This window comes from Labrys sp. (in: a-proteobacteria) (assembly GCF_047605565.1).
GTDB classification, from domain to species: domain Bacteria; phylum Pseudomonadota; class Alphaproteobacteria; order Rhizobiales; family Labraceae; genus Labrys; species Labrys neptuniae.
On record NZ_JASGFM010000009.1, the window covers coordinates 1 to 23,704 of the forward strand.

24 protein-coding genes and 1 pseudogene are annotated in these 23,704 nt (G+C 64.1%); 10 read left to right on the top strand and 15 right to left on the bottom strand.

Annotated features, from left to right (window positions below; all coding sequences use genetic code 11):
* The 4 genes and pseudogenes from adh to QM672_RS10675 form a co-directional block, all read left to right on the top strand.
* A pseudogene (gene adh, locus QM672_RS10660) lies at window positions 1-649 on the top strand (aldehyde dehydrogenase); the annotation flags it as partial.
* A gap of 216 nt (window positions 650-865) precedes the next feature.
* Window positions 866-1,249 (top strand): DUF779 domain-containing protein, encoded by a 384-nt coding sequence (locus QM672_RS10665; protein ID WP_367623787.1) that lies wholly within the window; start codon window positions 866-868, stop codon window positions 1,247-1,249.
* A 62-nt stretch (window positions 1,250-1,311) separates the two neighbouring features.
* Window positions 1,312-1,728: a putative toxin-antitoxin system toxin component, PIN family gene (locus QM672_RS10670; protein ID WP_415082476.1), complete on the top strand. Its 417-nt coding sequence runs from the start codon at window positions 1,312-1,314 to the stop codon at window positions 1,726-1,728.
* Between the two features lie 32 nt (window positions 1,729-1,760).
* Complete coding sequence (locus QM672_RS10675) at window positions 1,761-2,006, top strand: toxin-antitoxin system HicB family antitoxin (protein ID WP_415082478.1); 246 nt, start codon at window positions 1,761-1,763, stop codon at window positions 2,004-2,006.
* 123 nt (window positions 2,007-2,129) lie between these two features.
* On the opposite strand, the gene QM672_RS10680 is transcribed toward QM672_RS10675, so the two are convergent.
* Entirely contained in the window at window positions 2,130-2,885 is a 756-nt protein-coding gene (locus tag QM672_RS10680; protein ID WP_415082480.1) for an SDR family oxidoreductase, read from the bottom strand.
* Window positions 2,886-3,035: 150 nt separating this feature from the next.
* Here QM672_RS10680 and QM672_RS10685 point away from each other — a divergent pair, with 150 nt between their 5' ends.
* Complete coding sequence (locus tag QM672_RS10685) at window positions 3,036-3,416, top strand: hypothetical protein (RefSeq protein ID WP_415082482.1); 381 nt, start codon at window positions 3,036-3,038, stop codon at window positions 3,414-3,416.
* Between the two features lie 201 nt (window positions 3,417-3,617).
* Here QM672_RS10685 and QM672_RS10690 read toward each other — a convergent pair whose 3' ends face one another.
* From QM672_RS10690 to QM672_RS10720, 7 genes are all read right to left on the bottom strand, one after another.
* Window positions 3,618-4,364, bottom strand: a complete 747-nt coding sequence (locus tag QM672_RS10690; protein WP_311939090.1) for an HAD-IIB family hydrolase — start codon at window positions 4,362-4,364, stop codon at window positions 3,618-3,620.
* A 228-nt stretch (window positions 4,365-4,592) separates the two neighbouring features.
* Window positions 4,593-5,348 carry an ATP-binding cassette domain-containing protein gene (locus QM672_RS10695; RefSeq protein WP_149253257.1) on the bottom strand — a complete coding sequence of 252 codons (756 nt, stop codon included), beginning with the start codon at window positions 5,346-5,348 and terminating at the stop codon, window positions 4,593-4,595.
* A gap of 3 nt (window positions 5,349-5,351) precedes the next feature.
* Window positions 5,352-6,338 (bottom strand): ABC transporter permease, encoded by a 987-nt coding sequence (locus tag QM672_RS10700; protein WP_415082485.1) that lies wholly within the window; start codon window positions 6,336-6,338, stop codon window positions 5,352-5,354.
* Window positions 6,339-6,590: 252 nt separating this feature from the next.
* The gene (locus QM672_RS10705; RefSeq protein WP_394312736.1) at window positions 6,591-7,472 is read right to left on the bottom strand and encodes a substrate-binding domain-containing protein; all 882 of its coding nucleotides are present in this window, start codon (window positions 7,470-7,472) and stop codon (window positions 6,591-6,593) included.
* Window positions 7,473-7,857: 385 nt separating this feature from the next.
* Window positions 7,858-9,087, bottom strand: coding sequence for an argininosuccinate synthase (locus QM672_RS10710; RefSeq protein WP_311939096.1), 1,230 nt, complete (start codon window positions 9,085-9,087; stop codon window positions 7,858-7,860).
* A gap of 310 nt (window positions 9,088-9,397) precedes the next feature.
* Window positions 9,398-10,951, bottom strand: a complete 1,554-nt coding sequence (locus tag QM672_RS10715) for a Ppx/GppA family phosphatase (RefSeq protein ID WP_311939098.1) — start codon at window positions 10,949-10,951, stop codon at window positions 9,398-9,400.
* Between the two features lie 133 nt (window positions 10,952-11,084).
* Window positions 11,085-11,978: a LysR family transcriptional regulator gene (locus QM672_RS10720; protein ID WP_415082488.1), complete on the bottom strand. Its 894-nt coding sequence runs from the start codon at window positions 11,976-11,978 to the stop codon at window positions 11,085-11,087.
* A 103-nt stretch (window positions 11,979-12,081) separates the two neighbouring features.
* Between QM672_RS10720 and QM672_RS10725 the strand changes: the two genes are divergently transcribed.
* A complete protein-coding gene (locus QM672_RS10725; RefSeq protein ID WP_415082490.1) occupies window positions 12,082-13,359 on the top strand; it encodes an MFS transporter in 1,278 nt (425 codons plus the stop codon).
* Window positions 13,360-13,380: 21 nt separating this feature from the next.
* On the opposite strand, the gene coaA is transcribed toward QM672_RS10725, so the two are convergent.
* The 7 genes from coaA to hisB all read right to left on the bottom strand — a co-directional run bounded on the left by coaA (window position 13,381) and on the right by hisB (window position 18,180).
* Window positions 13,381-14,334, bottom strand: coding sequence for a type I pantothenate kinase (coaA, locus tag QM672_RS10730; RefSeq protein ID WP_082979986.1), 954 nt, complete (start codon window positions 14,332-14,334; stop codon window positions 13,381-13,383).
* 29 nt (window positions 14,335-14,363) lie between these two features.
* A complete protein-coding gene (locus QM672_RS10735) occupies window positions 14,364-14,681 on the bottom strand; it encodes a phosphoribosyl-ATP diphosphatase (protein ID WP_311939105.1) in 318 nt (105 codons plus the stop codon).
* The gene (gene hisF, locus QM672_RS10740) at window positions 14,678-15,463 is read right to left on the bottom strand and encodes an imidazole glycerol phosphate synthase subunit HisF (protein WP_311939107.1); all 786 of its coding nucleotides are present in this window, start codon (window positions 15,461-15,463) and stop codon (window positions 14,678-14,680) included. The genes QM672_RS10735 and hisF overlap by 4 nt, the downstream gene beginning before the upstream one ends.
* 213 nt (window positions 15,464-15,676) lie before the next feature.
* A complete protein-coding gene (gene hisA, locus QM672_RS10745) occupies window positions 15,677-16,417 on the bottom strand; it encodes a 1-(5-phosphoribosyl)-5-[(5-phosphoribosylamino)methylideneamino]imidazole-4-carboxamide isomerase (protein WP_367623797.1) in 741 nt (246 codons plus the stop codon).
* Window positions 16,405-17,055, bottom strand: a complete 651-nt coding sequence (gene hisH, locus QM672_RS10750) for an imidazole glycerol phosphate synthase subunit HisH (RefSeq protein ID WP_367623798.1) — start codon at window positions 17,053-17,055, stop codon at window positions 16,405-16,407. Before hisH ends, hisA begins: the two co-directional genes overlap by 13 nt.
* Window positions 17,052-17,582 carry a DUF2628 domain-containing protein gene (locus QM672_RS10755; protein WP_311939113.1) on the bottom strand — a complete coding sequence of 177 codons (531 nt, stop codon included), beginning with the start codon at window positions 17,580-17,582 and terminating at the stop codon, window positions 17,052-17,054. The genes hisH and QM672_RS10755 overlap by 4 nt, the downstream gene beginning before the upstream one ends.
* 4 nt (window positions 17,583-17,586) lie before the next feature.
* The gene (gene hisB / locus QM672_RS10760; protein ID WP_415082494.1) at window positions 17,587-18,180 is read right to left on the bottom strand and encodes an imidazoleglycerol-phosphate dehydratase HisB; all 594 of its coding nucleotides are present in this window, start codon (window positions 18,178-18,180) and stop codon (window positions 17,587-17,589) included.
* Window positions 18,181-18,489: 309 nt separating this feature from the next.
* On the opposite strand from hisB, the gene QM672_RS10765 reads away from it, so the two are divergent.
* The 4 genes from QM672_RS10765 (at window position 18,490) to QM672_RS10780 (ending at window position 23,630) form a co-directional block, all read left to right on the top strand.
* A complete protein-coding gene (locus tag QM672_RS10765) occupies window positions 18,490-19,710 on the top strand; it encodes a serpin family protein (protein ID WP_415082496.1) in 1,221 nt (406 codons plus the stop codon).
* Window positions 19,711-20,044: 334 nt separating this feature from the next.
* Window positions 20,045-20,986 (top strand): glutathione synthase, encoded by a 942-nt coding sequence (gene gshB / locus QM672_RS10770; RefSeq protein WP_311939118.1) that lies wholly within the window; start codon window positions 20,045-20,047, stop codon window positions 20,984-20,986.
* 162 nt (window positions 20,987-21,148) lie between these two features.
* Window positions 21,149-21,475: a DUF2853 family protein gene (locus tag QM672_RS10775; RefSeq protein WP_311939179.1), complete on the top strand. Its 327-nt coding sequence runs from the start codon at window positions 21,149-21,151 to the stop codon at window positions 21,473-21,475.
* A 547-nt stretch (window positions 21,476-22,022) separates the two neighbouring features.
* On the top strand, window positions 22,023-23,630 hold the full coding sequence (locus QM672_RS10780; protein ID WP_068293074.1) for an ABC transporter substrate-binding protein: 1,608 nt from the start codon (window positions 22,023-22,025) through the stop codon (window positions 23,628-23,630).
* Window positions 23,631-23,704: the final 74 nt, after the last annotated feature.

Here is a 23,704-nt window from a genome sequence, read left to right on the forward strand (position 1 = left end):
GATGTTCGCCCTCAACCAGGGCGAGGTCTGCACCTGCCCGAGCCGCGCGCTCGTGCATGAAAGCATCTATGACCGCTTCATCGAGAAGGCGCTGAAGCGCGTCGCCGCCATCAAGCAGGGCGACCCGCTCGACCCGACCACCATGATCGGTGCGCAGGCTTCCTCCGAACAGCTCGAGAAGATCCTGAGCTATTTCGATATCGGCCGCCAGGAAGGCGCCGAAGTGCTGATCGGCGGCGAGCGCAACGAACTGCCGGGCGAACTCGCCGGCGGCTATTACGTCAAGCCGACGGTGTTCAAGGGCCACAACAAGATGCGGATCTTCCAGGAGGAGATTTTTGGGCCCGTGGTCTCCGTCACCACCTTCAAGGATGACGAGGAAGCACTCTCCATTGCCAATGACACGCTCTACGGCCTTGGCGCCGGTATCTGGACGCGTGACGGCACGCGCGCCTATCGCTTTGGCCGCGCCATCCAGGCCGGTCGCGTCTGGACCAATTGCTACCATGCCTATCCGGCTCATGCGGCCTTCGGCGGCTACAAGCAGTCCGGTATCGGCCGCGAAAACCACAAGAAGATGCTCGATCACTACCAGCAGACCAAGAACATGCTGGTCAGCTACTCCCCCAAGAAGCTTGGCTTCTTCTGATCCGTGCCGGAGCACTTTGCTCCGGGGATCGCCTTGGCCGCCCGGTTCACGCCGGGCGGCCTTTTTGACAGCGCTGCTGAAGCTAACCGACTATCGTCATTGCGAACACAGTGAGGCAATCCGGATGCCACAACGCGGTACCTGGCGAAGGCTGGATTGCTTTACTGCGTTCGCAAGGACGAGGGGCGCGATGCATTTCGGTACGGGAGAAGCATCATGGACGACATCACTATAGAGCGCGTGACGGCGACACCGGCCGCCCTCGCCCTGATCGCCAGTCTCCAGGCCCGCTACGGCCCCGTGTTGTTCCACCAGTCGGGCGGGTGCTGCGACGGCTCCTCGCCGATGTGCTATCCGCAGGGCGACTTCATCATCGGGGACCAGGACGTGCTGCTGGGCAGTATCGGCGAGGCGCCCGTCTATATCAGCGCGCCGCAATTCGCCGCCTGGAGCCACACCCAGCTGATCATCGACGTGGTGCCGGGGCGCGGCGGCATGTTCTCCCTGGAGAACGGCACGGAAAAACGCTTCATCACCCGTTCGCGTACCTTCTCTGGCGAGGAGATCTGCGTGCTGCCCGCGGCGAGGAGAGGGGCCTGAATATAGTAGGCCGTCCCGCGCCTGATCTTGACAAAAGCACATAATTTCATATCATATGCGATATGAAATTGGTGCTGGATACCAATGTCCTGGTAACGGCTCTGCGAAGCCCCACTGGCGCGTCCGCCGAAGTGCTTCGTTTGGTGCTTCGCGGTCAATTGGCAATGGCTGCCAGTATACCGATATTCCTGGAATATGAGGCGGTCCTGAAGCGGCCAGAGCATCTTGTCGGCTGTGGCATCGATAGCAGTCAGGTCGATCGGTTTCTGGCGGCTTTGGCCGGTGTAATCGAGCCGGTCACCATCCGATTCCTGTGGCGTCCGATCTTACGGGATCCAAATGACGACATGGTGTTGGAAGCGGCCGTCAATGGGCGAGTCGATGCGATCGTGACCTTCAACAGGCGCGATTTCCTGCCCCAGGCGTTGCGGTTCGGACTTGAAATCCAGGCACCGGCCGAGGTGCTCGAAAGGTTGTGACCATGGCTCATTCCAGCAACTATGCTTTGAGAATGCCGACTTCCTTGAAGAAGGCCGTCGAGGAGTTCGCGCGGCAGGACGGCACCACGATCAATCAGTTCATCGTGTCGGCTGTTGCCGAAAAGCTTTCGGCCCTGACCGCAGCGGAGTTCTTTGCACAGCGACGGGCCGATGGTGACATCGATTGGGCATTGGCTTTCCTCAGCCGCGAGGGTGGCGAGGCGCCAGCTGCGGATGACCGGCTGCCCGCCAAATATCATGGCAAGCCGGGAGCCTGAAGGCGGTTTCCCGGGTGCGCGGGCATCACAGCGACATGCGTGTCGCGATGCCCGCTCTTCCCATCCTGGATGTACGGTGCTTCCAGATGCGCGCTGTGATGCCCGCGCACCCGGAATCTTCGCTTACCCGCGCCCGACCAGCGGCATCTTGGTCGCCATCACCGTCATGAACTGCACATTGGCCTCGAGCGGCAGGCCGGCCATGTAGACCACCGCATCGGCGACATGTTTCACGTCGAAGGTCGGCTCGGGCTTGATCGAGCCGTCCGCCTGCGGCACGCCGCCCGGCATCTTGGACGCCATCGGCGTCAGCGTGTTGCCGATGTCGATCTGGCCACAGGCGATGTCATATTTGCGCCCGTCCAGCGACGACGACTTGGTGAGGCCGGTCACCGCATGCTTGGAAGCGGTGTAGGGCGCCGAATTCGGGCGCGGCGCGGTGGCCGAGATCGAGCCATTGTTGATGATGCGCCCGCCGCGCGGTTGCTGCGCCTTCATCACGCGGAAAGCCTCCTTGGTGCACAGGAACACGCCGGTGACGTTGGTATCGATCACCGCCTTCCACTGCTCGAAGGGCAGGTCCTCGATCGGCACGCCGGGAGCGATGGTGCCGGCATTGTTGAAGACGAGATCGACACGGCCGAGGGCGGCGACGGTGGCATCGAACAATGCCGCAACCGAAGCGGGATCGGTGACGTCGGAGGGGATGGCGCGGGCGGAGGCCACCTGCGGGCTTTCGGCGATCGCCGCTTCCAGGGCCTCCTTGCGACGCCCCGTGAACACGACGGACCAGCCATCGGCCAAAAGGGCATGCGCGACGGCCTTGCCGATGCCGCTGGCGGCGCCCGTGACGATGGCGATCTTTCCTTGACCCGACATGGGTTCCTCCCGATTCCAATTCGATTTGTGCTGCAACGCGCAGTCCGGCCCGGCCAGGCGAAGCTACGCATGGCAGGTCGGCGCTTCCGTTGTCTGACAAATATCTCTAATCGGAATTTTCGGATAGGGCGAGCCTCCAAGAGAGACAACATGACAGATCTTCACATCCGTAAGCTTTGCAACGCCCTCATTCCCAATGCGACGCCGTCGTGCTTGGTGCCAGGCGTCGCGGTCGATGCGGCTAGGCGGGTGAGCAGCAAGGCGGGAGGCCTGTGGGTCGGCGGTCGCGTCGAGATCACGCCGGATGGGCTATCCTTCGCCGCCAATGGCCTGAACAAGGCCTTTCACACCGGCCTGCAGCCTGTCCACATCCCGATGGCCGCCATCCGCAAGACCTGGCGGGAATTCGGCTGGGTCACCGGTATCGTCGCCGTCGAGCATGACGAGGGCACGTTTCGTTTCCGCTGCTTTGGTGCCGGCAAGGTCGCGGCGGCGCTGGAAAAACATATCGCGGGGTGGCAGGAGCGGTGATCGATCGCTCGGTGAAAGAGCTTGCCTTGTCCGTAGACTCGCAGCGTTCCAAGATATGGCGCAGAGATCCCTCCCCGAAACCGGGGAAGGATTATTGTGTTTTGTCCGGCTCGGCCGAGATATGCGAAGCAGATAGCCGAGGGCGATAGAGCGTACTTTACCAAGGCGCAGGAGCTCGCCGTTGTGAAGCGCCTCAGTTTCTTACCCCAGGCAGGCGATGATCGTCTCGATCACCCGCTTGGTCTCCTCCGGATCCCTGACGCGGATCGAGTCGACGCCGGCCTCCTTGGCCGCATAGTCGTTGCCGCCCGGGAACAGCGCGTCGCCGGCGAAGATCATCTCCTCGATGGCAATGCCCAGCCGGTCGCGCAGCTTGGCGATGCCATAGGCCTTGTCGATGCCCTGCCGGGTCACGTCGATCGAGGTGGCGCCACCCATGCGCACCGAGAAATCCGGGATCGACTTGTCGAGATAGGTTTTCAGGATGGTGCGCTTCTTGAAATCGGGATCCCAGCTGTGCTTGGCTTCGAGCGGTGCTTCCTGGCCGAGCGCGGACATGGTGATCTGGCTGCCGCGATCCTCGATGCGCTCGCCCCAGATCCGCTCGGGCTTGAAGCCGGCCTGCTCGAAAGCCGCCTCCAGTGCTGCGACGATGCGCTGCTTGTCCTCGGCCGACAGGTCCTCGCGATAGACCGGGACCCAGTTTCCCCCGTCGAAATGGAAGAATTTCGTGCCGCAGGTCGGCAGCAGATGCAGCCGGTCGAAGCGATCACCGGCGGGCAGATTGGCGAGGAACTGCTTTTCGAATTGCGGCCAGTCGCCGCCCGAGATCACGGCGACCTGGGCGACGGTGAGAAGCTGGCCCAGCAGGGCGGCCATCTCGGCATCGATGGCCGATTTGCTCTTGGCAAGCGTGCCGTCGAGATCGAAAATGACGAGTTTCTTCATGAAGAGCTTCGATGTCCCTGGGGAAGGAAAGAGTCCGGCCGTTATAAACGAGTTGGCCGGATGCGCCACTCTACGATGGTACAGTCGGGCTCACCCTTTCGGGGCAGACGCCATAATGCATCCTTCCCTGGGCCCCCAGCATCCTGCCGGCTCCTTGGTGCCGGGGCGTTCGTCAGAAAGAAGAGTCAGCAGGATGCCGGCGGTCCCAGGAAGAGGGCCGGCCGCTCTTCAGTGATCCATACCGGTGATCACCCGCTCCACCGCCTCCACGCTGGTCTGCTTGGGGTCGATGTCGTCGGCGACGACGCGCCCGCGGCGCATGACCACGATACGGTCAACCACCTGGAAGACATGGTGGATGTTGTGGGCGATGAAGATGCAGGAATGGCCGGAACTGCGGGCATTGCGCACGAAATTCAGGACGCCCTGCGTCTCCGCCACGCCCAGATTGTTGGTGGGCTCGTCGAGAATGATCAGGTCGCTGTCGAAATGCATGGCGCGGGCGATGGCCACCGCCTGGCGCTCGCCGCCGGAGAGCGAGCCGATCGGCGTGGTCGGTGCGATGTTCTTGGAGATGCCGACCCTTTTCAGCAGCGTGGTCGCCACCTCGTTCATCTTGGCCTGGTCGAGGCGGTTGAGGAAGCGTGGTCCCTTGATCGGCTCGCGTCCCAGGAAGAGGTTGCGGGCGATCGAGAGTTGCGGCACCAGGGCCGAATCCTGGTAGATCGTCTCGATGCCCTGGGCGATCGCATCGGTGGTGGAGCGCATCTCCACCTTCTTGCCGCGCACGAAGATGTCGCCCGAGGTGGCCGCCACCGCCCCCGACAGGATCTTGATCAGGGTCGACTTGCCCGCCCCGTTATCGCCGAGCAGCCCGACGATCTCGCGCCGGTTCACCGTGAGGGTGACATCCTCGATGGCGCGGATGCGGCCATAGGACTTGGCGATGTTCTGCATGCGGATGAGTTCGCTGGTCTCAGCCATCGCTCACCTCCCTTCCTGATGCCGGCGGTCGAGCCATGAATGCAGGGCCATCATGCCCAGGATGATCGCGCCGATGAAGATGTTGTAGGCCAGGCCCGGCACGCCGATCAGCACGATGCCGTTGCGCATCACCCGCAGGATGAAGATGCCGAGCACCGTGCCGATGATGGTGCCTCGGCCGCCGGTGAGCGCGGTACCCCCGATCACCACCATGGCGATCACCTCCAGCTCATAGCCCGTGCCCGAATTGGGATTGGCCGAGGAGGTGCGGATGGAGGAGATGATGCCGGCCAGGGTCGAAAGCGCGGAGCACAGGATGAAGAGCCAGACCTTGGTGGCGTCGACATTGACGCCGCGGGCACGGGCCGCATTGGGATTGCCGCCGGCCGCCTGGATCCAGTTGCCGGCCTTGGTCTTGGTCAGGACATAGCCAAGCACGATGGCGGCGATGGCGAACCAGAGCAGGGACATGTAGACGCGAAAGCTGCCGACATAGAAGGTGCCGACCAGGATCTCGGCCAGCGGCTGGTCGCCGGCGTTCCAGGTGCGCTGGGGAAAGCCGTTGGTGACGAAGAGGGCCGTGCCGCGCACCACCAGCAGCATGCCGAGCGTCACCAGGAAGGACGGGATCTTCAGCCTGGTGACGAAGAGGCCGTTTACCCAGCCGATCAGCGCCGCGACGACGAGCGCGACCAGGAAGGCGGCCCATAGCGGGGTCGCGCCGGAGTTGAACAGCGTCCACATCAGCACCGGCGAGAAGCCGAAGAGCGAGCCGACCGAGAGATCGAATTCGCCCGAAGTCATCAAGAGCGTCATTGCCAGGGCGATCAGGCCGAGCTCGACGGTGAAGGCCAGGATGTTGCTCAGATTGTCCGCGGAGAGGAAATCGGGGTTGATGCCGCCGAAGATGGCGAGTTCGACGACCAGGAGCACGAAGGGGCCGAATTCCGGCCGGGCGATCGCGCGCTGGAGCAGGGAGCGTTGTTCCACGAGAAGTCCTTGGCGGGTGATGGTGGCGGATGCGGAAGGGCGCTTCGGGGGCGGTGTGGCGATATTGAGATTGGCTCGACTTTTGTCATTGCCGGGCTTGACCCGGCAATCCAGCCTGCCGCGCAGGTGGTGTCCCGGCCGCCTGGATGCCCGGGGCAGGCCCGGGCATGACAACGGTCGGTGTCTCCCACGATATCAAAAGAGGTCACCGCGCTGGACAGCCATTCCCGGCCGTCCGCGCCTGTGAATGCCCTATTTCTTGCCGCTCAGGATGTCGTCATATTGCTGGGCGGCATCCTTCTCATAGAGCGCGCCGGTGATGACGTTGAAGCCGGGGCGGATGCCGCTGGAGGCCATGGCCGCCATCGACAGGGCGATATAGCTGGTCGCCTGCGGGTCCTGCCACTGCGCGGCGTTGACATAGCCGTTCAGCACTTCCTGGGTGGTGTCGAGCGAATTGCCCCAGCCGACGACCGGGATTTCGCCGGGCTTGACACCGACCTGGTCGAACACCCGCTTGATCGAACCGGTGACGAGGTCGCCAAGGCCGATGATCGCCTTGATCTTCTTGCGGTTGGTGGTGAGGTAGTCGGTCATGCGCGAGATGACCTCGGCCTGGTCGAGCGTGGCCTCGGTGACTTCCCAGGTGATGCCGAGCGGCTTGAACACGCTGGAAATTCCCTGTTCCTCCTGCACGCCATAGGTGGCACCGGGGATTTCCACCGGCATCCAGACGAAATCGCCCGACTTCACCAGCTTCTTGTCGACCAGATATTGGGCCCAGGCCGCACCGAACTTGACATTGTCGCCGCCGACATAGGCGCCGAACTTGGCCTGCGGGTCGGGCGTGTTGAAGTTGATGATCGGGATCTTCTTGGCGTTGGCTTCCTCGACCACCTTGATCAGGCTGCCAGGATCCGGGCTGGTGGTGACGATGCCGGCGGCACCCGCCGCGATCGCCGCGCGCACCGCTTCCTGATGGGAGGCAACGTCGCCATTGTGGAAGGAGGTGTTGACCGTGTTGCCGGTGTCACTGGCCCATTGCTTGGCGCCTGCCAGGAAATAGGTCCAGACCGGGTCGGCCGGGCCGCCATGGGATATCCAGTAGAAGGTCTTCGGGGCGGCCTGCGCCATCGGGAGGGAGGCTGCCAGCGCCATTATCGCGCCGGCAACAGCCAAGACGAATTTCCTGATCATGGGAGTGCCTTGCTCGTGTTCCGGGTCTCTGGAGGACCAACGGGCACAATCATTGCAATTGTATTACGATTAATCAATGCGATCTTTGATATGAGATCGTATCATCGCAGAGCATTCTTTGGGGTGATCCAAAGAAACGGCTCTATTTTACTTCAAAGGGTTATCTTGCGATGCGGAAATTATTTGCTGCAATGCATCAAAGTTAACGCGCTATCGTTCGGCTGGGCCTGAATGCTGCCGATCTGAAGCGCTTTGATAAACAAAAAGCCCTTCCCTGGGGAGGGAAGGGCCGTGATCAATTTCAAATTCGATGCGAACCGCATCAGACGCCCAGCTTGCGCTTGCGGCTGCCGAGGGTGCGCAGGCGCAGGGCGTTGAGCTTGATGAAGCCGGCGGCGTCGCGGTGGTCATAGGCCACGGCGCCTTCCTCGAAGGTGACGAGGTCCTGGCTGTAGAGCGAGTTGGGGCTCTCGCGGCCGATGACATGCACGCCGCCCTTGTAGAGCTTGAGGCGGACCGAGCCGGTCACCGCTTCCTGGCTCTTGTCGATCAGGGCCTGCAGCATTTCGCGCTCGGGCGAGAACCAGAAGCCATTGTAGATGAGCTCGGCATATTTCGGCATCAGCTCATCCTTGAGATGCGCGGCGCCGCGGTCCAGCGTGATGCTTTCGATGGCGCGATGGGCCGGCAGCAGGATGGTGCCGCCGGGCGTCTCGTACATGCCGCGCGACTTCATGCCGACGAAGCGGTTCTCGACCAGGTCGAGGCGGCCGATGCCGTTGATGCGGCCGAGTTCGTTGAGCTTGGCGAGCAGGGTGGCCGGGCTCATCTTCACGCCGTCGATGGCGACGGCGTCGCCCTTCTCGAAGTCGATGGTGATGACGGTGGGGGTATCCGGCGCATCTTCCGGATTGACCGTGCGCGAATAGACGTAATCGGGCACTTCGACCGCCGGATCCTCCAGCACCTTGCCCTCGGAGGAGCAGTGCAGCAGGTTGGCGTCGACCGAGAAGGGAGCCTCGCCGCGCTTGTCCTTGGCGATCGGGATCTGGTGCTCCTCGGCGAACTTGATCAGGGCTTCGCGCGAGCGCAGGTCCCATTCGCGCCAGGGGGCGATGATGGTGACGTCGGGCTTGAGGGCATAGTAGCCGAGCTCGAAGCGCACCTGGTCGTTGCCCTTGCCGGTGGCGCCGTGGCAGACGGCGTCGGCCCCGGTCTTCTCGGCGATCTCGATCTGCTTTTTGGCGATCAGCGGGCGGGCGATCGAGGTGCCGAGCAGGTAGACCCCCTCATACTGGGCATTGGCGCGGAACATCGGGAAGACGTAGTCGCGCACGAATTCCTCGCGCAGGTCTTCGATGTAGATGTTTTCCGGCTTGATGCCGAGCAGCAACGCCTTCTGGCGCGCCGGCTCCAATTCCTCGCCCTGGCCGAGATCGGCGGTGAAGGTGACGACCTCGCAATTATAGGTGGTCTGCAGCCATTTCAGGATGATCGAGGTGTCGAGGCCACCGGAATAGGCGAGCACCACCTTCTTGACGGATTTGGACATCTAGAGAGCTTTCGGGTTGGGATTGGCGCCGGGCGGAGAACCCGGCGACGAAAATCGCGCGCGACTATAGTCAGCCGGTGCGACAAGACAAGCATGGCGAGCGCTTTCTAGCGCGGCCTGTCCGGAGCGTGCCAGTCAAGAAAACTGATGGATGACAGCAAGGTCCTTGAAGTGTCCACGCCGAAAGGCACGGCACAAGGAGGGGCGATCGCCACAGCCTGATCGCGAAATGGAACGGGATCGCCCCTCCAATGCCGGGCTATCGCCGCACATCACGGCCGATGAGCCAGTCGCCGGCGCTCTCCGAAAGTCAGACGTCCTCGGCAAGCTCGGTGATCTCCGAGAACTTGACCCCGGCCGCGGCGGCCAGCAGGGACAGGCGCTCGCTTACCGCCTCGCTGTCCGGCACGCGGGCCGAACGGCCGACCTCCAGCCGCAGGCGGTTCGAGCCGATCGACAGGCGCGAATTCGCCAGCACGGCGGGCGTGCCGCCGGACAGGCGATAGGCCACCAGCAGAGCCCGTCCGAGGATCTCGGCGCGGCGGCGTTCCGCCGGCGACAGCAGTTTCAGCGCCCCAGCGAGATAGGGGGCGTCGAGCCGTCCGGCGTGGCGGGCGTGGAGCGCGATGGCCAGGAAGGCTCGCTCCGGGTGGTCCAGGCCGATGAAGGGAAATTGCAGCACGCGGCGGTGGCTTTCCTCCGCCCGGATGTCGGGATGGTCGCGCCAGCCCAGATCCGAAAGCGCACACAAGGTGACGCGCAGGCGCTTTTCGGCCGGGCTTTCGTCCGCGAACAGACCCTCGGTCCAGGCAACCAAAGCGGGCGGAAAGTCGGGGACGCGCGAACCCGGCAGCCCGATCAACTGGGCACCCTCGACCAGCGGATCGAGATAGCGCTCCTCGGCATCGAGTTGCGAATAGAGCCAGCCTTCCCGCAGGCCGAGGGCGGAGAACACCACCTCGTCCGGCGCCAGATATTTGAGCACGCGGTCCAGCACCAGGGCGGCGGCCGGCATGGTGCGGGCGCGCCGGCGCGATATGCCCGGCAATTCGGCGATCTTGGCGAGGGGCAGGCGCAGCAATGTCTTGGCAAAGGCGCGGGCCTCGCTCGCCGGGATGCGATAGCCATGCACCACCGGGACCGGCGCGGCATGCGTTGCCATATGGGCCTTGGCGAAGGTCCGCCAGCCTCCGCCGACCGCAAAGAAAATCGGCTGCTTCAGGAAGGAAGTCGGCGTCTTCTCCTTCAGCAGCGCATCGATCCGCCGCTTCGCATCGTCCGGACCCTGCATCAGCGCTTCGACCGGCAGGGCTCCCAGGGGGAAGCTGACCCAGTCCTCGCCGACCCGGTCATCCAGGGCAGCGGCCAGTTCCAGGCTGCCCCCGCCCATGTCGCCGACGATGCCGACGGGACGGTGGAAGCCGGAGATCACGCCGAGCGCCGCAAATCTCGCCTCTTCGGCGCCACTCAGGATGCGGACATCGACCCCTGCCTCCGTCCGGATGGCCTCGACCAGATCCTTGCCGTTCTCGGCCCGGCGCACCGCCTCCGTCGCGGTGGCATCGAGACGGGCAACGCCCATGGCGTCGGCCACGGCGCGGAAACGGCGCACGGCCTCGACCGTCCGGCGGAACCCCTCGACGGAGATCAGGCCGGTCTGCGCCAGGCCTTCGCCGAGACGGCAGAGCGATTTTTCATTGAAACGCGGCAGCGGGGCGCGGCCGAGCTGGTCGTAGACCACGAGGCGGACCGAATTGGAGCCGATGTCGATGATGCCGTAATGGGCCCGATCGAGGCGTCCCGCCCGCTTTGGATCGAGGTCGAGCGGGCGATGAATGGCTGCCGTGCCGGTGCTGGTCCCCATGAAGCGCTCCCCAATGCATGCCGGGAATCTGGTGTTGGTCCCAGAATTGCGTGCAAGGGATCATGGAGGAACCGGGCCGCTTCGTCCATCCGCAGCGGTGAGTGGGACATGGCCCATCACCGGGAACGTCTTTTCAGATCCGCTCGCCCGTCAGCCGGTGGGCGAGCATCTCGATGAAGAGACGGGTCCGTGCCGGGGTGCCGACATTGGCGGGCCAGACCGCATTCACGGGGGTCGGTGGCGGCTCGTAGTCCGTCAGAAGCAATTCCAGCTGGCCGTCATCGACCTCTTGGCGCACCTGCCAGAGCGGTGCGATGCCGATGCCGGCACCGAGAAGGACAGCGGCATTGGCGGCGGCGGCGTCATTGCATTTCAAGGGGCCCTTGACCGGGATGCGCACAAGGCCGCCGTCGACCAGGAAGGGCCAGGCATCGCCCTCCGGTCCGATGGTGCGGATGACGCATGGATGCGTCGAGAGATCGGCGGGGGTACGCGGATAGCCGTGCCGCATCAGATAGGCAGGGGCAGCCACGATGACACGGCGAAGCTGCGTGATTCGGCGGGACCGCAGGCTGGAAGCGCCGAGATCGCCAACCCGGATCGCGACGTCCAAGCGCTCCTCGATCAGGTGGGAGAGGGCGTCGTCGAGCACGAAATCGATCTCGACTTCCGGAAAGCGCTGGGCGAATGCCACCGCGGTCGGCACCACGAAGCGAGAGGCAAAATGGATCGAGGCGCTGATACGGAACAGGCCGCCGATGCGTTGCGCCTCGCGCCGGGCTTCCGACCGGGCATCGTCGATGTCCTTCAGGGCGGCGCGCAAGCGCTCGCGCAGGACCATCCCGGTCGGCGTCGTCTGCAGGCGCCGCGTCGTTCGCCGGATGAGTTCGACACCCAGTTCCTCCTCGAGCGACGCGATCGCCCGGCTGACCGCCTGCAGGGATCGGTTCAGATGATGGGCAGCGGCCGTGAGGCTGCCGCGTTCGACCGTCTCGACGAAGGCTTCATATTGCTCGATGCTGGCCATATTATCACAAAATTCGGAATAATTATTCAATAATAATAGCTATTATCACTCCCTTAGGATGGATGCAAAATCGCGCCTGATCTTCGCATCGGGAAACAGCGCCATGTCTTCCATCTCGACATCTTCCATCTCGACCACCGAGGCGGGACCGACGCCGGCCGAACCGGTTTCCGGTCTGCCCGCCGGACTCACATTCCTGTTCGCTGTCTCCGTCGCGATCGCCGTGCTTGGTCTTTTTGCGTCGCAATCGCTCGTCGGCCTGATTGGCCCTGCCTTCGATTTCAGTGCCGGCGAAGCGGGGTTCGTCACCACGCTTACCTTGCTCGGCTACGCCAGCGGTTTGTTTCTCCTGGTGCCTCTGGCCGACATCGTCGAAAATCGAAGCCTGATCGTCGCGACGCTGGCGGTCGAGGCCGTCGCCCTGGCGGCTGTCGCCTGTGCGCCGACACCAGCCTTGTTCCTGGCTGCTTGCTATGTCTGCGGCCTGGCGGCGAGTGCCATCCAGATGATGGTGCCGGCCGCTGCCCAGTTGAGTTCGCCCGCCTGTCGCGGTCGGGTCGTCGGCAATGTAATGAGCGGCCTGATGATCGGCATTCTGCTCTCGCGGCCTGCCGCCAGTCTTGTGGCGGAGATCGCAGGCTGGCGCTGGTTCTATGGCGGGCTTGCCGTTCTCGTCGCCGTCCTCGCGGCGATCCTGGCCTTCGTCATCCCACGCCGTCAGCCGGCGGGCACCGTGAGCTATGCGCGGCTGATCGGGTCGCTGTGGACGATACTGCGCCAGGAGCCGGTATTGCGGCGGCGTGCGGCCTACCAGGCGCTATGTATGGGTGCCTTCGGCGTGTTCTGGACGTCTGTGGCGCTTCGTCTCGCTCAGGCCCCCTTTGGTCTCGGCCAGACCGGAATCGCCCTGTTCGCCTTCGCCGGTGCTGCGGGTGCCGTGGTGGCGCCGCTCGCCGGACGTGCGGGAGACAAGGGGAGGACGCGCGGCGCCACCCTGCTCGCTCATCTCGCCGTGATCGGCGCCATGGTCCTGGCCCAGATCGGCGGCGACTTCCTGGCGCGCGGGGCATCGCCGGGAGCGTTCCATGGCGCGCTTGCGACCTTGGTCGCCGCTGCGGTTCTGCTCGACCTTGGCGTCGTCGGCGACCAGACCCTGGGGCGGCGCGCCATCAATTTGTTGCAGCCGGAGGCGCGCGGGCGTGTCAACGGCCTGTTCACGGGTCTGTTTTTCATCGGGACGTCGACAGGGGCGGGGCTGTCGGGCTTTGCCTGGGTCTATGCGGGCTGGCCAGGTATATGCGCGGTGGGCGCGGCCTTCGGCGTCGCGGCCCTCGTCACCTTTCTCACGGAGCAGGCCGGGGGCGGCGCCTCTCGAGGCTGAATGGCTCGCTTCTGCCGCCCGTCACAGCTTGCGGAGCGAGACCTGCTCGATGTCGTGGCTGTCGCCCTTGCGCAGGATCAGGTCGGCACGCGGGCGGGTCGGCAGGATGTTCTCGATCAGATTGGGCTGGTTGATGCGGCTCCACAGGCCAAGGGCGGTCTCCAGCGCTTCGGCCTCGGTGAGGTCGGCATATTTGCGGAAGAAGGAGAGCGGATTACGGAAGGCCGTCTCGCGCAGGGTCATGAAGCGCTCGACATACCAGCGCCTCAGCAGCGCCACCTCGGCATCGAGATAGATGGCGAAGTCGAAGAAGTCCGAGGTGAAGGGGATCGCCTTGCCGTCGCGGGGCAGACGGGCCGGCTGCAGCACGTTGAGCCCTTCGACGATCAGGATGTCGGGCTGGTCCACCGTGACGATCTCGCCCGGCACCACGTCGTAGACGAGGTGGGAGTAGACCGGCGCCGTGACCTTGCCCTGGCCGGCCTTGATGTCGGCCAGGAAGCGCAGCAGGCGCTGGGTGTCGTAGCTTTCCGGAAAGCCCTTGCGTTCCATCAGGCCGTGTTCGCGCAGGAAGGCGTTGGGGAACAGGAAGCCGTCGGTGGTGATCAGGTCCACCTTCGGCGTGTTGGGCCAGCGCGTCAGCAATTGGCGCAGCACGCGGGCGGTGGTCGATTTGCCCACTGCCACCGAACCGGCCACGCCGATGAGATAGGGCACCTTGCCCTGGCTGGTGCCGAGAAAGCGCTGGGTGGCGCGGTGCAGCCCCTGCGTCGCCGCGACATAGAGCGAAAGCAGGCGCGACAGAGGCAGGTAGATTTCTTCGACATCGGTCAGCGAGACCGGGTCGTTGAGGGCGCGCAGGCGGTCGAGCTCGGCCGCCGTCAAGGTCATCGGCGTGTCGGCCCTCAGCTTGGCCCATTCGCTGCGGGTGAACACCGAATAGGGAGACACGGGCGACTTCACGAGCTGGTCCATGGCGTTTGCCTGCCCCTCAACTGTCGGCGTCATCGAGGACGGGACGCTTTTTCGGCAAGGCCGGATTGGCCGGTGCGCCGCTCGAGCTCCTGCAGGACCGCAGCGAGCGGGATGTCGCGCGCCTTGAGGCCGACGAGCAAATGATAGAGCACGTCGGCGGCCTCGGCGACGATCGGGCCTTCCTCGCCCTCGGTGAGGGCGATGACGAGTTCCACCGCCTCCTCCCCGAACTTCTTGGCGGCACGTGGCGGTCCGCCGGCCAGCAGCTTGGCCGTCCAGGACTGCTCCGGCGGCGCCTTGGCCCGCTCGGCCACCCGAGCCTCGAGATCGGTCAAGGAAAAGCTCATGCTGCCAATCCGTCGAGACGCATCGGCAGGCCCGCCTTGGCCATATAGGTCTTGGCCTGCCGGATCGAGAAGGTACCGAAATGGAAGATCGAGGCGGCGAGAACCGCGCTGGCATGGCCGTCGCGCACGCCCTCGACCAGATGTTCGAGCGTGCCCACGCCGCCCGAGGCGATCACCGGCACGCCGACCCTGTCGGCGATCGCACGGGTGAGATCGAGGTCGAAGCCGATCTTGGTGCCGTCGCGGTCCATGGAGGTGAGCAGCAATTCGCCGGCACCGAGCCGCACGACATCCTCGGCGAAGGCGATGGCGTCGATGCCGGTCGGGCGGCGCCCGCCATGGGTGAAGATCTCCCAGCGGGCTGCCTCGCCTTCGGTCGAGACCCTCTTGGCGTCGATGGCGACGACGATGCATTGCTGGCCGAACTTCTCGGCTGCACGGGCTACGAACTGCCTGTCGGCGACCGCGGCCGAATTGATCGAGACCTTGTCGGCGCCGGCGAGAAGGAGCTGGCGGATGTCTTCCACCGCCCGCACGCCGCCGCCGACGGTGAGCGGCATGAAGCAGGCCTCGGCGGTGCGGCTGATCACGTCGAGCAGCAGGCCGCGATTCTCATGGGTGGCGGCGATGTCGAGGAAGCACAATTCGTCGGCGCCGGCCTGATCATAGGCGCGCGCACTCTCGACCGGATCGCCGGCATCAACGAGATCGACGAAGTTCACGCCCTTGACGACACGGCCGTCCTTGACGTCGAGGCAGGGGATCACGCGGGCTTTGAGCATCGACCTTCTTGACCGAGATTGCGGGCCGTTGGTGGCACCATGACAGAATTATAGAGGAAAATCACGAGAGGATGGTCATCCCGTGCGCGATGCAACATGAAATGTTGCGGCGCAGACACGGGACCGTTTCCAGAATGAAACTCATTCGGCACGCTGTCCCGTGTCTGCAGCGCATCACTGCGTGCTGCACTGCGCACGGGATGACCCGCCCTCTCAGGCCACCCTGCTCAACAGGGCGAGAGCCTCATGCGGGTCGAGGCGGCGGTCATAGAGCGCGCGGCCGGCGATGGCGCCTTCGAGCAGGGCGGCATCGGGCTGCACCAGGCGCTCGACGTCGGCGATCGAGGCCAGGCCGCCCGAGGCGATCACCGGGATCGAGACCGCCCGGGCCAGGGCCAGCGTGCCGTCCCAGTCGATGCCCTTGAGCATGCCGTCCCGCGCGATATTGGTGTAGATGATGGCGGAGACGCCGGCATCCTCGAAGCGCTTGGCGATTTCCTCCGCGGTCACGGTGGAGACCTCGGCCCAGCCCTCGACCGCGACGAGGCCGTCGCGCGCGTCGAGACCGACGGCGATCTGTCCCGGAAAGGCCTTGGCAGCTTCCTTGACGAAGGCGGGATCGCGTACCGCGGCGGTGCCGATGATCACCCGCGCGATGCCCTTGTCGAGCCAGGCGGCCACGGTCGTGAAGTCGCGGATGCCGCCGCCGAGCTGCACCTTCATGGTGCAGGCGGCAAGGATGCGCTCCACGGCTGCCGAATTCATCGGCTTGCCGGCGAAGGCGCCGTCGAGGTCGACGACGTGGAGGTGGGAAAAGCCCATATCCTCGAAGGCGATAGCCTGTTCGGCCGGATCGTCGTTGAAGACGGTGGCCTGGGCCATGTCGCCCTGGACGAGGCGCACGCAGCGCCCTTCCTTGAGATCGATTGCAGGAAAGAGGATCACGGGCGCCACCGCAGGAAGTTGGCGATCAGAGCCAGGCCGAGGGCCTGGCTCTTTTCGGGATGAAACTGGGTTCCCACCATGTTGGCGCGGCCGATCATGGCCGTGACCGGGCCGCCATAATCGGCCTCGGCAATCACGTCGGCCGGATCGGCAGCCGCCAGATGATAGGAATGGACGAAATAGGCGTGCAGGCCGGACGGACCGGTCGGGATGCCGGCAAGGAGAGCGTGCTCACGCCTGGCGGACAGCGTGTTCCAGCCCATATGCGGCACTTTGAGAGCGGGATCCGCAGGCTGGATCGCCTTGACGTCGCCTCCGATCCAGCCGAGCCCTTCGGTGGTCTCGAATTCGAGACCGCGTTCGGCCATCAGCTGCATGCCGACGCAGATGCCGAGGAAGGGGCGTCCCTTGGCGGTCACGGCATGGCCGAGCGCCTCGATCATGCCGGATACGGCAGTCAGGCCGCGCTTGCAGTCCGCATAGGCGCCCACGCCCGGCAGCACGACATGATCGGCGCCGGCCACCCGCTCGGGATCACTGGTCACTTCGATGGCGACGGGCAGGCCGGCTTCGGCTGCGGCGCGTTCGAAGGCCTTGCGGGCGGAATGCAGATTGCCCGAGCCATAGTCGATGATGGTTGCGATCAAGGCTTTGTTCCATGCGGTTCGGGAAAGACGCCGAGCACGTTCGGCGAGCCGCTGTTCCGGCCCAGGGCCGAGGACCAGGGGCCGGGGAATTCCTGTCCGGGAGGGTGCGTGCCTGCCGTCGGCGGGTTCCGGGCAGCCGGAACGGCGAGGGAACGACCTTCGAAATGGCGCTGTTCGGCTTCCGCGAGGGTATGGCCGGAGGCGATGCCGCTGAAGCGCCAGCCCTGGCGGCGCATGGTCCAGGCGCGCAGGGCATTCGCCTCCAGGGCAAAGCACAGGCTGACCAGCAGGGAGACGATTCCGGCGGCACGCTGGTCCAGGGAGAACGCCGATGTCAGCACGGCGAGCGCCACCTGCAGCCCCAGCCAGGCCAGGAAGACCAGCCACATCCTGCGCCACAGCAGCCAGACCGGCGTGACCAGAAAGGCGCCGAAGCTGAAGCCGTCCTTGACGAAGACGGACTTGTCGGCGGCCTCCAGAGTGTCGGGAGCGGTCTTGGCGGGCTCGAAAACGAACCAGCTCGGCATCGTCTCAGCCTCCGAGCTTGCCCTTGGTGGTCGGCAATTGGCCTTCCAGGCGCGGGTCGATGGCGACAGCCGACTTCAGGGCGCGGGCCAGCGCCTTGAAGCAGCTTTCGGCGATGTGATGGGCATTCGAGCCATAGAGCGTCTCGACATGCAGCGTGATGCCGGCATTCATGGCGAAGGCCTGGAACCATTCGCGCACCAGTTCGGTGTCGAAGGTGCCGATCTTCTCGCGCGGGAAATCGACCTTGAACACCAGGAAGGGGCGGCCGGAGATGTCGATGGCGGCGCGTGTCAGCGTCTCGTCCATCGGCAGATAGGCATCGGCATAGCGCGTGACGCCCTTGAGGTCGCCCAGCGCCTTGCGGATGGCCTGCCCCAGGGCGATGCCGGTATCCTCGACGGCATGGTGGTCGTCGATATGCAGGTCGCCCTTGGTGCGCACAGTGATGTCGATCAGCGAATGGCGGGCGAGCTGGTCGAGCATATGGTCGAAGAAGCCGACGCCGGTGGCGATGTCGTGCTTGCCTGTGCCGTCGAGTTTGACGGTCACGGACACCGACGTTTCATTGGTGACGCGCTCGATCGACGCGCTGCGCATGACTGACCCCGCTGGAACCTTGTGCCGGAAGGCGCTGGCGACTTTCGGCATGGGCGATGCAACGACAAGGAGGGCGCGGGCCGGGTTCGAAGGTCGAGTCCGGCCACACCCCGAGAGGCAGCCTTATAGCGGGGCGGCGGGTGCGGGGAAAGCCCGTATTGTGCGGTGCATTCACGCAGAAAGGTGCTCTGCGATACAGCGCGTCCATGGCATCATGCTTAACTGGGGCAGTGACCGGGCATTGGTGCCCGTTGAGGAGGATGGGGCATGGGCCGCCGCGCTGAGTTTGCAGTATCGAGGAGAGCCTTGATGATCCTTGGCTTGCTCGCCGCCATGCCATTGCCGGCGGAGGCCGCGCCCAAGCCCAAATCGAGCGACGCCAGATCGACGGATGCGAAGCCGGCCGAGAAGGCGAAATCGGCTCCGAGCGCCGTGTCCCAGGCCTCCGCCCGCTTCGGCTTCGACCTCCTCGTTGCGCTGGGCAAGACAGCGGCAGGCGAGCCCAATCTCGCGGTTTCTCCGGCCAGCCTCGCCGCCGCCTTCGCGCTGCTCGATCTCGGGGCCAGCCCGAAGCTCCATGCCGCGCTGCTCAAGACGCTGCGGCTCGAAGGCAAGGCCGGCGATTTCGCCAAACTGCGCCAGGCCTTGTCGCCCCTGATCGCGGGCGGCAAGGACGAAAGCCCGCTGACCGGTATCGGCGCGGTCTATTTCGACCGGGAGGCCACCCCCAAGCCGGCCGCTTTGGCGAAGCTGAAGCAGGCGGGCGCAACGGTGGAGGTCACCGATATCGCCAGTCCGGCAACGCGCGATGCCATCAACGCCCTGGTCAAGGAGCGCACGCGCGGCCTCATTCCCAGCCTCATCGACAATCCCTTGCATGGGGGCAGCCTCGTCCTGCTCAACGCCCTTCATTTCAAGGATGAGTGGCGCATGGCCTTCGATCCCGCCCAGACCGGCGAGGCCGATTTCCATCGTGCCGATGGCGGTCCGGCCAGGGTGGCGATGATGCATTCGGGCTCGGCGTCGCGGCTGGCCCGCCAGGAGGGGCGCTTCGTCGGCGTTTCCCTGCCCTACCGCACCAAGGGCTACGCGTTGATCCTGATCACCACAACGGACAAGCCGGCCGGCCTTGCCGATTTTTCGGATGTTTCGGGCTGGCTGACGGGGGAAGGGTTCGCCGAGACGACCGGCACCGTCGCCCTGCCGCGCCTCACCATCAAGGCCGGGGGCGACCTCAGGGCCAGCCTGGACGGCCTCGGGCTCGATCCGGCCGCGGGGGCGCCGGACGCGCTGCGCCAGTTCTCCGCCAAGCCGCAGAAGATCGACGAGATCATCCAGAAGGTCGCCATCGCCATCGACGAGAAGGGAACCGAAGCGGCGGCGGCCACGGCCATCACCTCCCGCAGCCTTGCCGACAAGCCCGAGCTCGCCTTCGTCGCCGACAAGCCCTTCCTGTTCGCCTTGCGTGACGAGGCGAGCGGCCAGACCCTGATGGCCGGCTATGTCGGCGACGCATCCAAGGCGCAATAGGTTCCTGGAGGGGCGATCCGGAGAGCCTGACCGAAAATCTGTAAAACTCGCGTTTTGCCATTGCCGGGCTTCGTCCCGGCTCCAGCGCCGCAATCTCAACAAGCGGTGGTATCTGGATGCCCGGGACAAGCCCGGGCATGACAAAACTGAGCTTTTCTCGGCTCTGTTCGCGATTATTGAGTCAGGCTCTGGAGATCGACCCTCGTCAATGCCTCCCGCTCTCGATCAAATTCTTTTTGTCGTAAGCCGTCCCGGCGTCTGTTGCGGCGCGGCGTCGACAGCTATCTAACTAGCAGTCCTTTTTCGAGACCCTGGAAATCCGAGGAACTGCCTGATGAAGCTCAACGTTGCCGTGCAGATGGACCCGATCGAGCGCATCAACATCAAGGGGGATTCCACTTTTGCCCTGATGCTGGAGGCCCAGGCGCGCGGCCATTCGCTGGCGGTCTATACGCCCGATACCCTGTCCCAGCGCGACGGCATCGTCTCCGCGCAGGTCAGGCCGGTCACCGTGCAGGATGTCGAGGGCGATCACGTCAAGGCCGGCGCGGAAAGCCGTACCGACCTTTCCGGCTTCGACGTGGTGCTGCTGCGCCAGGACCCGCCCTTCGACATGGCCTATGTCACCACCACCCACATGCTCGAGCGCATCCATCCCAAGACATTGGTGGTGAACGATCCCTTCCACGTGCGCAACGCGCCGGAGAAGATCCTGGTCACCGAGTTTCCGGACCTGATGCCGGCCACGCTGATTACCCGCGACCGCGTCGAGATCGAAGCCTTCCGGGCCGAACATGGCGACGTCGTGATGAAGCCGCTCTATGGCAATGGCGGTGCGGCCGTGTTCAAGGTGAGCAGGCAGGATCCGAATTTCGGCTCGCTCTACGATCTCTTCGCCTCTCTGTCGCGCGAGCCCTGGGTGGTGCAGCATTTCCTGCCCAAGGTCTCGGAGGGCGACAAGCGCATCATCCTGGTCGACGGTGTCGCTGCCGGCGCCGTCAATCGGGTGCCGCAACCGGGCGACATTCGCTCCAACATGGTGCGCGGCGGCGCCGCCAAGCCGACCGACCTGTCGCCGCGTGAACGGGAAATCTGCGAACGAATCGGACCGACCCTGCGCGACAAGGGCTTGCTGTTCACGGGAATCGACGTGATCGACGGCCATCTCACCGAGATCAACGTGACTTCGCCGACAGGCCTGCGGGCGATCAAGCGGCTCGGTGGCCCGGATCTGGCCGCCCAGATCTGGGATGCGATCGAGGAAAAGCGCCGCTGAGTGTCTTTTGCGTGCATTTCTGTGCGGCTTCCGTAGGGAAAGCCGCACTTTGCGGTGGCGCCTGCGGGCAAATCATGCCCTAATATTCCACGGTTGTTTCGACCAGCAAATAACTGTGTCCGATGCATCGTGATCCAGGAGGAATGCACGCCGATGTCTGATCTGGCTACCTACGTCGCTGATATCAAGAAATACACGTCCAGTGTGAACGAAGCCGCTGCTGCCGGCATCGTGAAGCATCTCGGCATTGCTCTGCGTAATCGTGATTCTTCGCTCGTTGCCGGCAAGGACCCTACCGAACTTGCTCGTGTCCGCGACAGCTTCCTCAAGAAGAAGCTCGCCTTGACGGATGCCGACGACAAGCTTGACGCGGCCGTTGCCGCAGTGATCGAGAAGCTCAAGGCCGACAATTCGAAGTCGCGCGTGACGGTCTATTATCTCCTCGCCGAGCACTTCAAGAAGCTCGACCTCTTTGTGAAATCCGCCTGATTCTTGCCGCGGCGCGTCCATCGTGCCGCTCGCTCGGGTAACTTTATGTTACAGAAAAGCCCCGTGGAATAGCCGCGGGGTTTTTCGTTGGCGCTTCCTGATACAAAAATTACAAACGCCACGAAAATGTCAGATTCCGATTGCCGAAAACGCATAAAAAGGCTTCCATACGCGCCAACTGGGCAAGGGGCGTAACGTCGGGTATGGTTTGGAGCTAGATGAGGCCAAAAATGGCCGGACGAGAGGCGCAGGCACGGTCGGGACATGCATCCCGGTAGGCGGAGCGGCGCTGCGGAAAGCCATTCATCGCCTCACCGCCTTCGGTGGCGCTGTGGCTTTGGCCGATGAGCAGATCGTTTCAGCCATGGGTTTGGCCCGTGGCGGGCGTAACAAGTCGGAAGGCTTGCGTCCTCGAACCTCTTCTCCTCGGCTCGAAACGCCTCTGTCTGGCCTGAAACGATGACCGGCGGCGCGCCCTCAATGCCCGTTCGGCGTTTGCGTTCGCTTGGAGGCGGACGGAACAATGCACCATGACAGTGGGGAACAAATGTCAAAACTGCTGAAGACAGGCCTTCTGGCGGCCGGCTTTGCCGCGTTGCTGGGAACGACGGCAATGGCCGCGACCAAGACGCTGGTCTATTGCTCGGAGGGAAGCCCCGAGAACTTCACCCCGGCCCTGAACACCACCGGCACCTCGCTTGACGCCGCCCGGCCGGTCTACAACCAGCTCGTGGAATTTACGCCGGGCACCACCGACCTCCGGCCTGGCCTCGCTGAGAAGTGGGACGTTTCCAAGGACGGCACCGAGATCGTCTTCCATCTGCGCAAGGGCGTGAAGTTCCACTCCTGGAAGGGCTTCAAGCCGACGCGCGACTTCAACGCCGACGACGTCCTGTTCTCCTTCAATCGCCAGTGGAAGGATGACAATCCTTATCACAAGGTTTCGGGCGGTTCGTACGACTACTTCAACGACATGGACATGCCCAGCCTGTTGAAGTCGATCGAGAAGGTCGACGACTACACCGTCAAGATGACCCTGACCAAGCCGAACGCGCCTTTCATGGCCAATCTCGGCATGGATTTCGCGACCATCCAGTCGGCCGAATATGCCGACTACCTGCTCAAGGCCGGCACGCCCGAGAAGTTCGACCAGGAGCCCGTCGGTACCGGCGCCTTCCAGTTCGTCGCCTATCAGAAGGACGCGGTGATCCGCTACAAGGCCTTCCCGCAATATTGGGCCGGCAAGGTCAAGCTCGACCAGCTCGTCTATGCGATCACGCCGGATGCAGCCGCCCGCTATGCCAAGCTGCAGAAGAACGAATGCCAGGTCATGGTCGGCCCCAACCCCGCCGACCTCAAGTCGATGGAGGCCAACAAGGACATCAAGGTCCTGACCAATGAGGGCCTGAACGACATGTACTTCTCCTTCAACACGGAGAAGCCCCCGCTGGACAAGAAGGAAGTACGCCTGGCCCTGGCCAAGGCGATCAACCTGAAGGCGATCCTCTCGGACGTCTATGAAGGCAGCGGCAAGCCCTCGACCACGCTGATCCCCTCCTTCATGCTGGGCTACAACGACAAGATCCCCGAATACGGCTATGACCCCGAAGCTTCAAAGAAGCTCCTGGCCGACGCCGGGGTAAAGACCCCGATCGACATCGACCTGTGGTACATGCCGGTCTACCGGCCCTATAATCCCAACGGCAAGCGCATGGGCGAGCTGATGCAGGCCGATCTGGCCAAGATCGGCGTCAACGCCAAGCTCGTCACCTATGAGTGGGGTGACTACCGCAAGCGCCTGCAGAACGGTGAGGCTACGCTGCCCCAGATGGGCTGGACCGGCGACAATGGCGATCCCGACAACTTCTTCTTCCTGTTCGCCTGCGACATCGAGAAGAAGAAGCCCGTTAGCCAGAACTATCCGCGCTGGTGCAACAAGGACCACCAGGAGCGCCTGGAGAAGGCCCGCGCCAGCTTCGACAAGGCCGAGCGCACCAAGCTCTACCAGGAGATGCTGCAGATCGCCCATGACGAGGTTCCCTATCTGAACATCGCCCACACGGTGGTCTACACGCCCGTTCGCAAGAACGTCGAAGGCTTCAAGCCCTCGCCGCTCGGCCGCTTCGAGTTCTTCGATACCGACCTGAAGAAGTAATCACGCTTTCAGGCTGCCAGGTCTTCATCGGCCTGGCAGCCTTTTTGTATCCTGTTTTCTACTGCTGACCCGCG

Bases quoted from the DNA above. Each gene is read 5' to 3' on its own strand.
- QM672_RS10665 (WP_367623787.1), top strand. From the start codon at position 866: ATGGACGACATCACTATAGAGCGCGTGACGGCGACACCGGCCGCCCTC.
- QM672_RS10670 (WP_415082476.1), top strand. From the start codon at position 1,312: ATGAAATTGGTGCTGGATACCAATGTCCTGGTAACGGCTCTGCGAAGC.
- QM672_RS10675 (WP_415082478.1), top strand. From the start codon at position 1,761: ATGCCGACTTCCTTGAAGAAGGCCGTCGAGGAGTTCGCGCGGCAGGAC.
- QM672_RS10680 (WP_415082480.1), bottom strand. From the start codon at position 2,885: ATGTCGGGTCAAGGAAAGATCGCCATCGTCACGGGCGCCGCCAGCGGC.
- QM672_RS10685 (WP_415082482.1), top strand. From the start codon at position 3,036: ATGACAGATCTTCACATCCGTAAGCTTTGCAACGCCCTCATTCCCAAT.
- QM672_RS10690 (WP_311939090.1), bottom strand. From the start codon at position 4,364: ATGAAGAAACTCGTCATTTTCGATCTCGACGGCACGCTTGCCAAGAGC.
- QM672_RS10695 (WP_149253257.1), bottom strand. From the start codon at position 5,348: ATGGCTGAGACCAGCGAACTCATCCGCATGCAGAACATCGCCAAGTCC.
- QM672_RS10705 (WP_394312736.1), bottom strand. From the start codon at position 7,472: ATGGCGCAGGCCGCCCCGAAGACCTTCTACTGGATATCCCATGGCGGC.
- QM672_RS10710 (WP_311939096.1), bottom strand. From the start codon at position 9,087: ATGTCCAAATCCGTCAAGAAGGTGGTGCTCGCCTATTCCGGTGGCCTC.
- QM672_RS10715 (WP_311939098.1), bottom strand. From the start codon at position 10,951: ATGGGGACCAGCACCGGCACGGCAGCCATTCATCGCCCGCTCGACCTC.
- QM672_RS10720 (WP_415082488.1), bottom strand. From the start codon at position 11,978: ATGGCCAGCATCGAGCAATATGAAGCCTTCGTCGAGACGGTCGAACGC.
- QM672_RS10725 (WP_415082490.1), top strand. From the start codon at position 12,082: ATGTCTTCCATCTCGACATCTTCCATCTCGACCACCGAGGCGGGACCG.
- coaA (WP_082979986.1), bottom strand. From the start codon at position 14,334: ATGGACCAGCTCGTGAAGTCGCCCGTGTCTCCCTATTCGGTGTTCACC.
- QM672_RS10735 (WP_311939105.1), bottom strand. From the start codon at position 14,681: ATGAGCTTTTCCTTGACCGATCTCGAGGCTCGGGTGGCCGAGCGGGCC.
- hisF (WP_311939107.1), bottom strand. From the start codon at position 15,463: ATGCTCAAAGCCCGCGTGATCCCCTGCCTCGACGTCAAGGACGGCCGT.
- QM672_RS10755 (WP_311939113.1), bottom strand. From the start codon at position 17,582: ATGCCGAGCTGGTTCGTTTTCGAGCCCGCCAAGACCGCTCCCGACACT.
- hisB (WP_415082494.1), bottom strand. From the start codon at position 18,180: ATGCGCAGCGCGTCGATCGAGCGCGTCACCAATGAAACGTCGGTGTCC.
- QM672_RS10765 (WP_415082496.1), top strand. From the start codon at position 18,490: ATGATCCTTGGCTTGCTCGCCGCCATGCCATTGCCGGCGGAGGCCGCG.
- gshB (WP_311939118.1), top strand. From the start codon at position 20,045: ATGAAGCTCAACGTTGCCGTGCAGATGGACCCGATCGAGCGCATCAAC.
- QM672_RS10780 (WP_068293074.1), top strand. From the start codon at position 22,023: ATGTCAAAACTGCTGAAGACAGGCCTTCTGGCGGCCGGCTTTGCCGCG.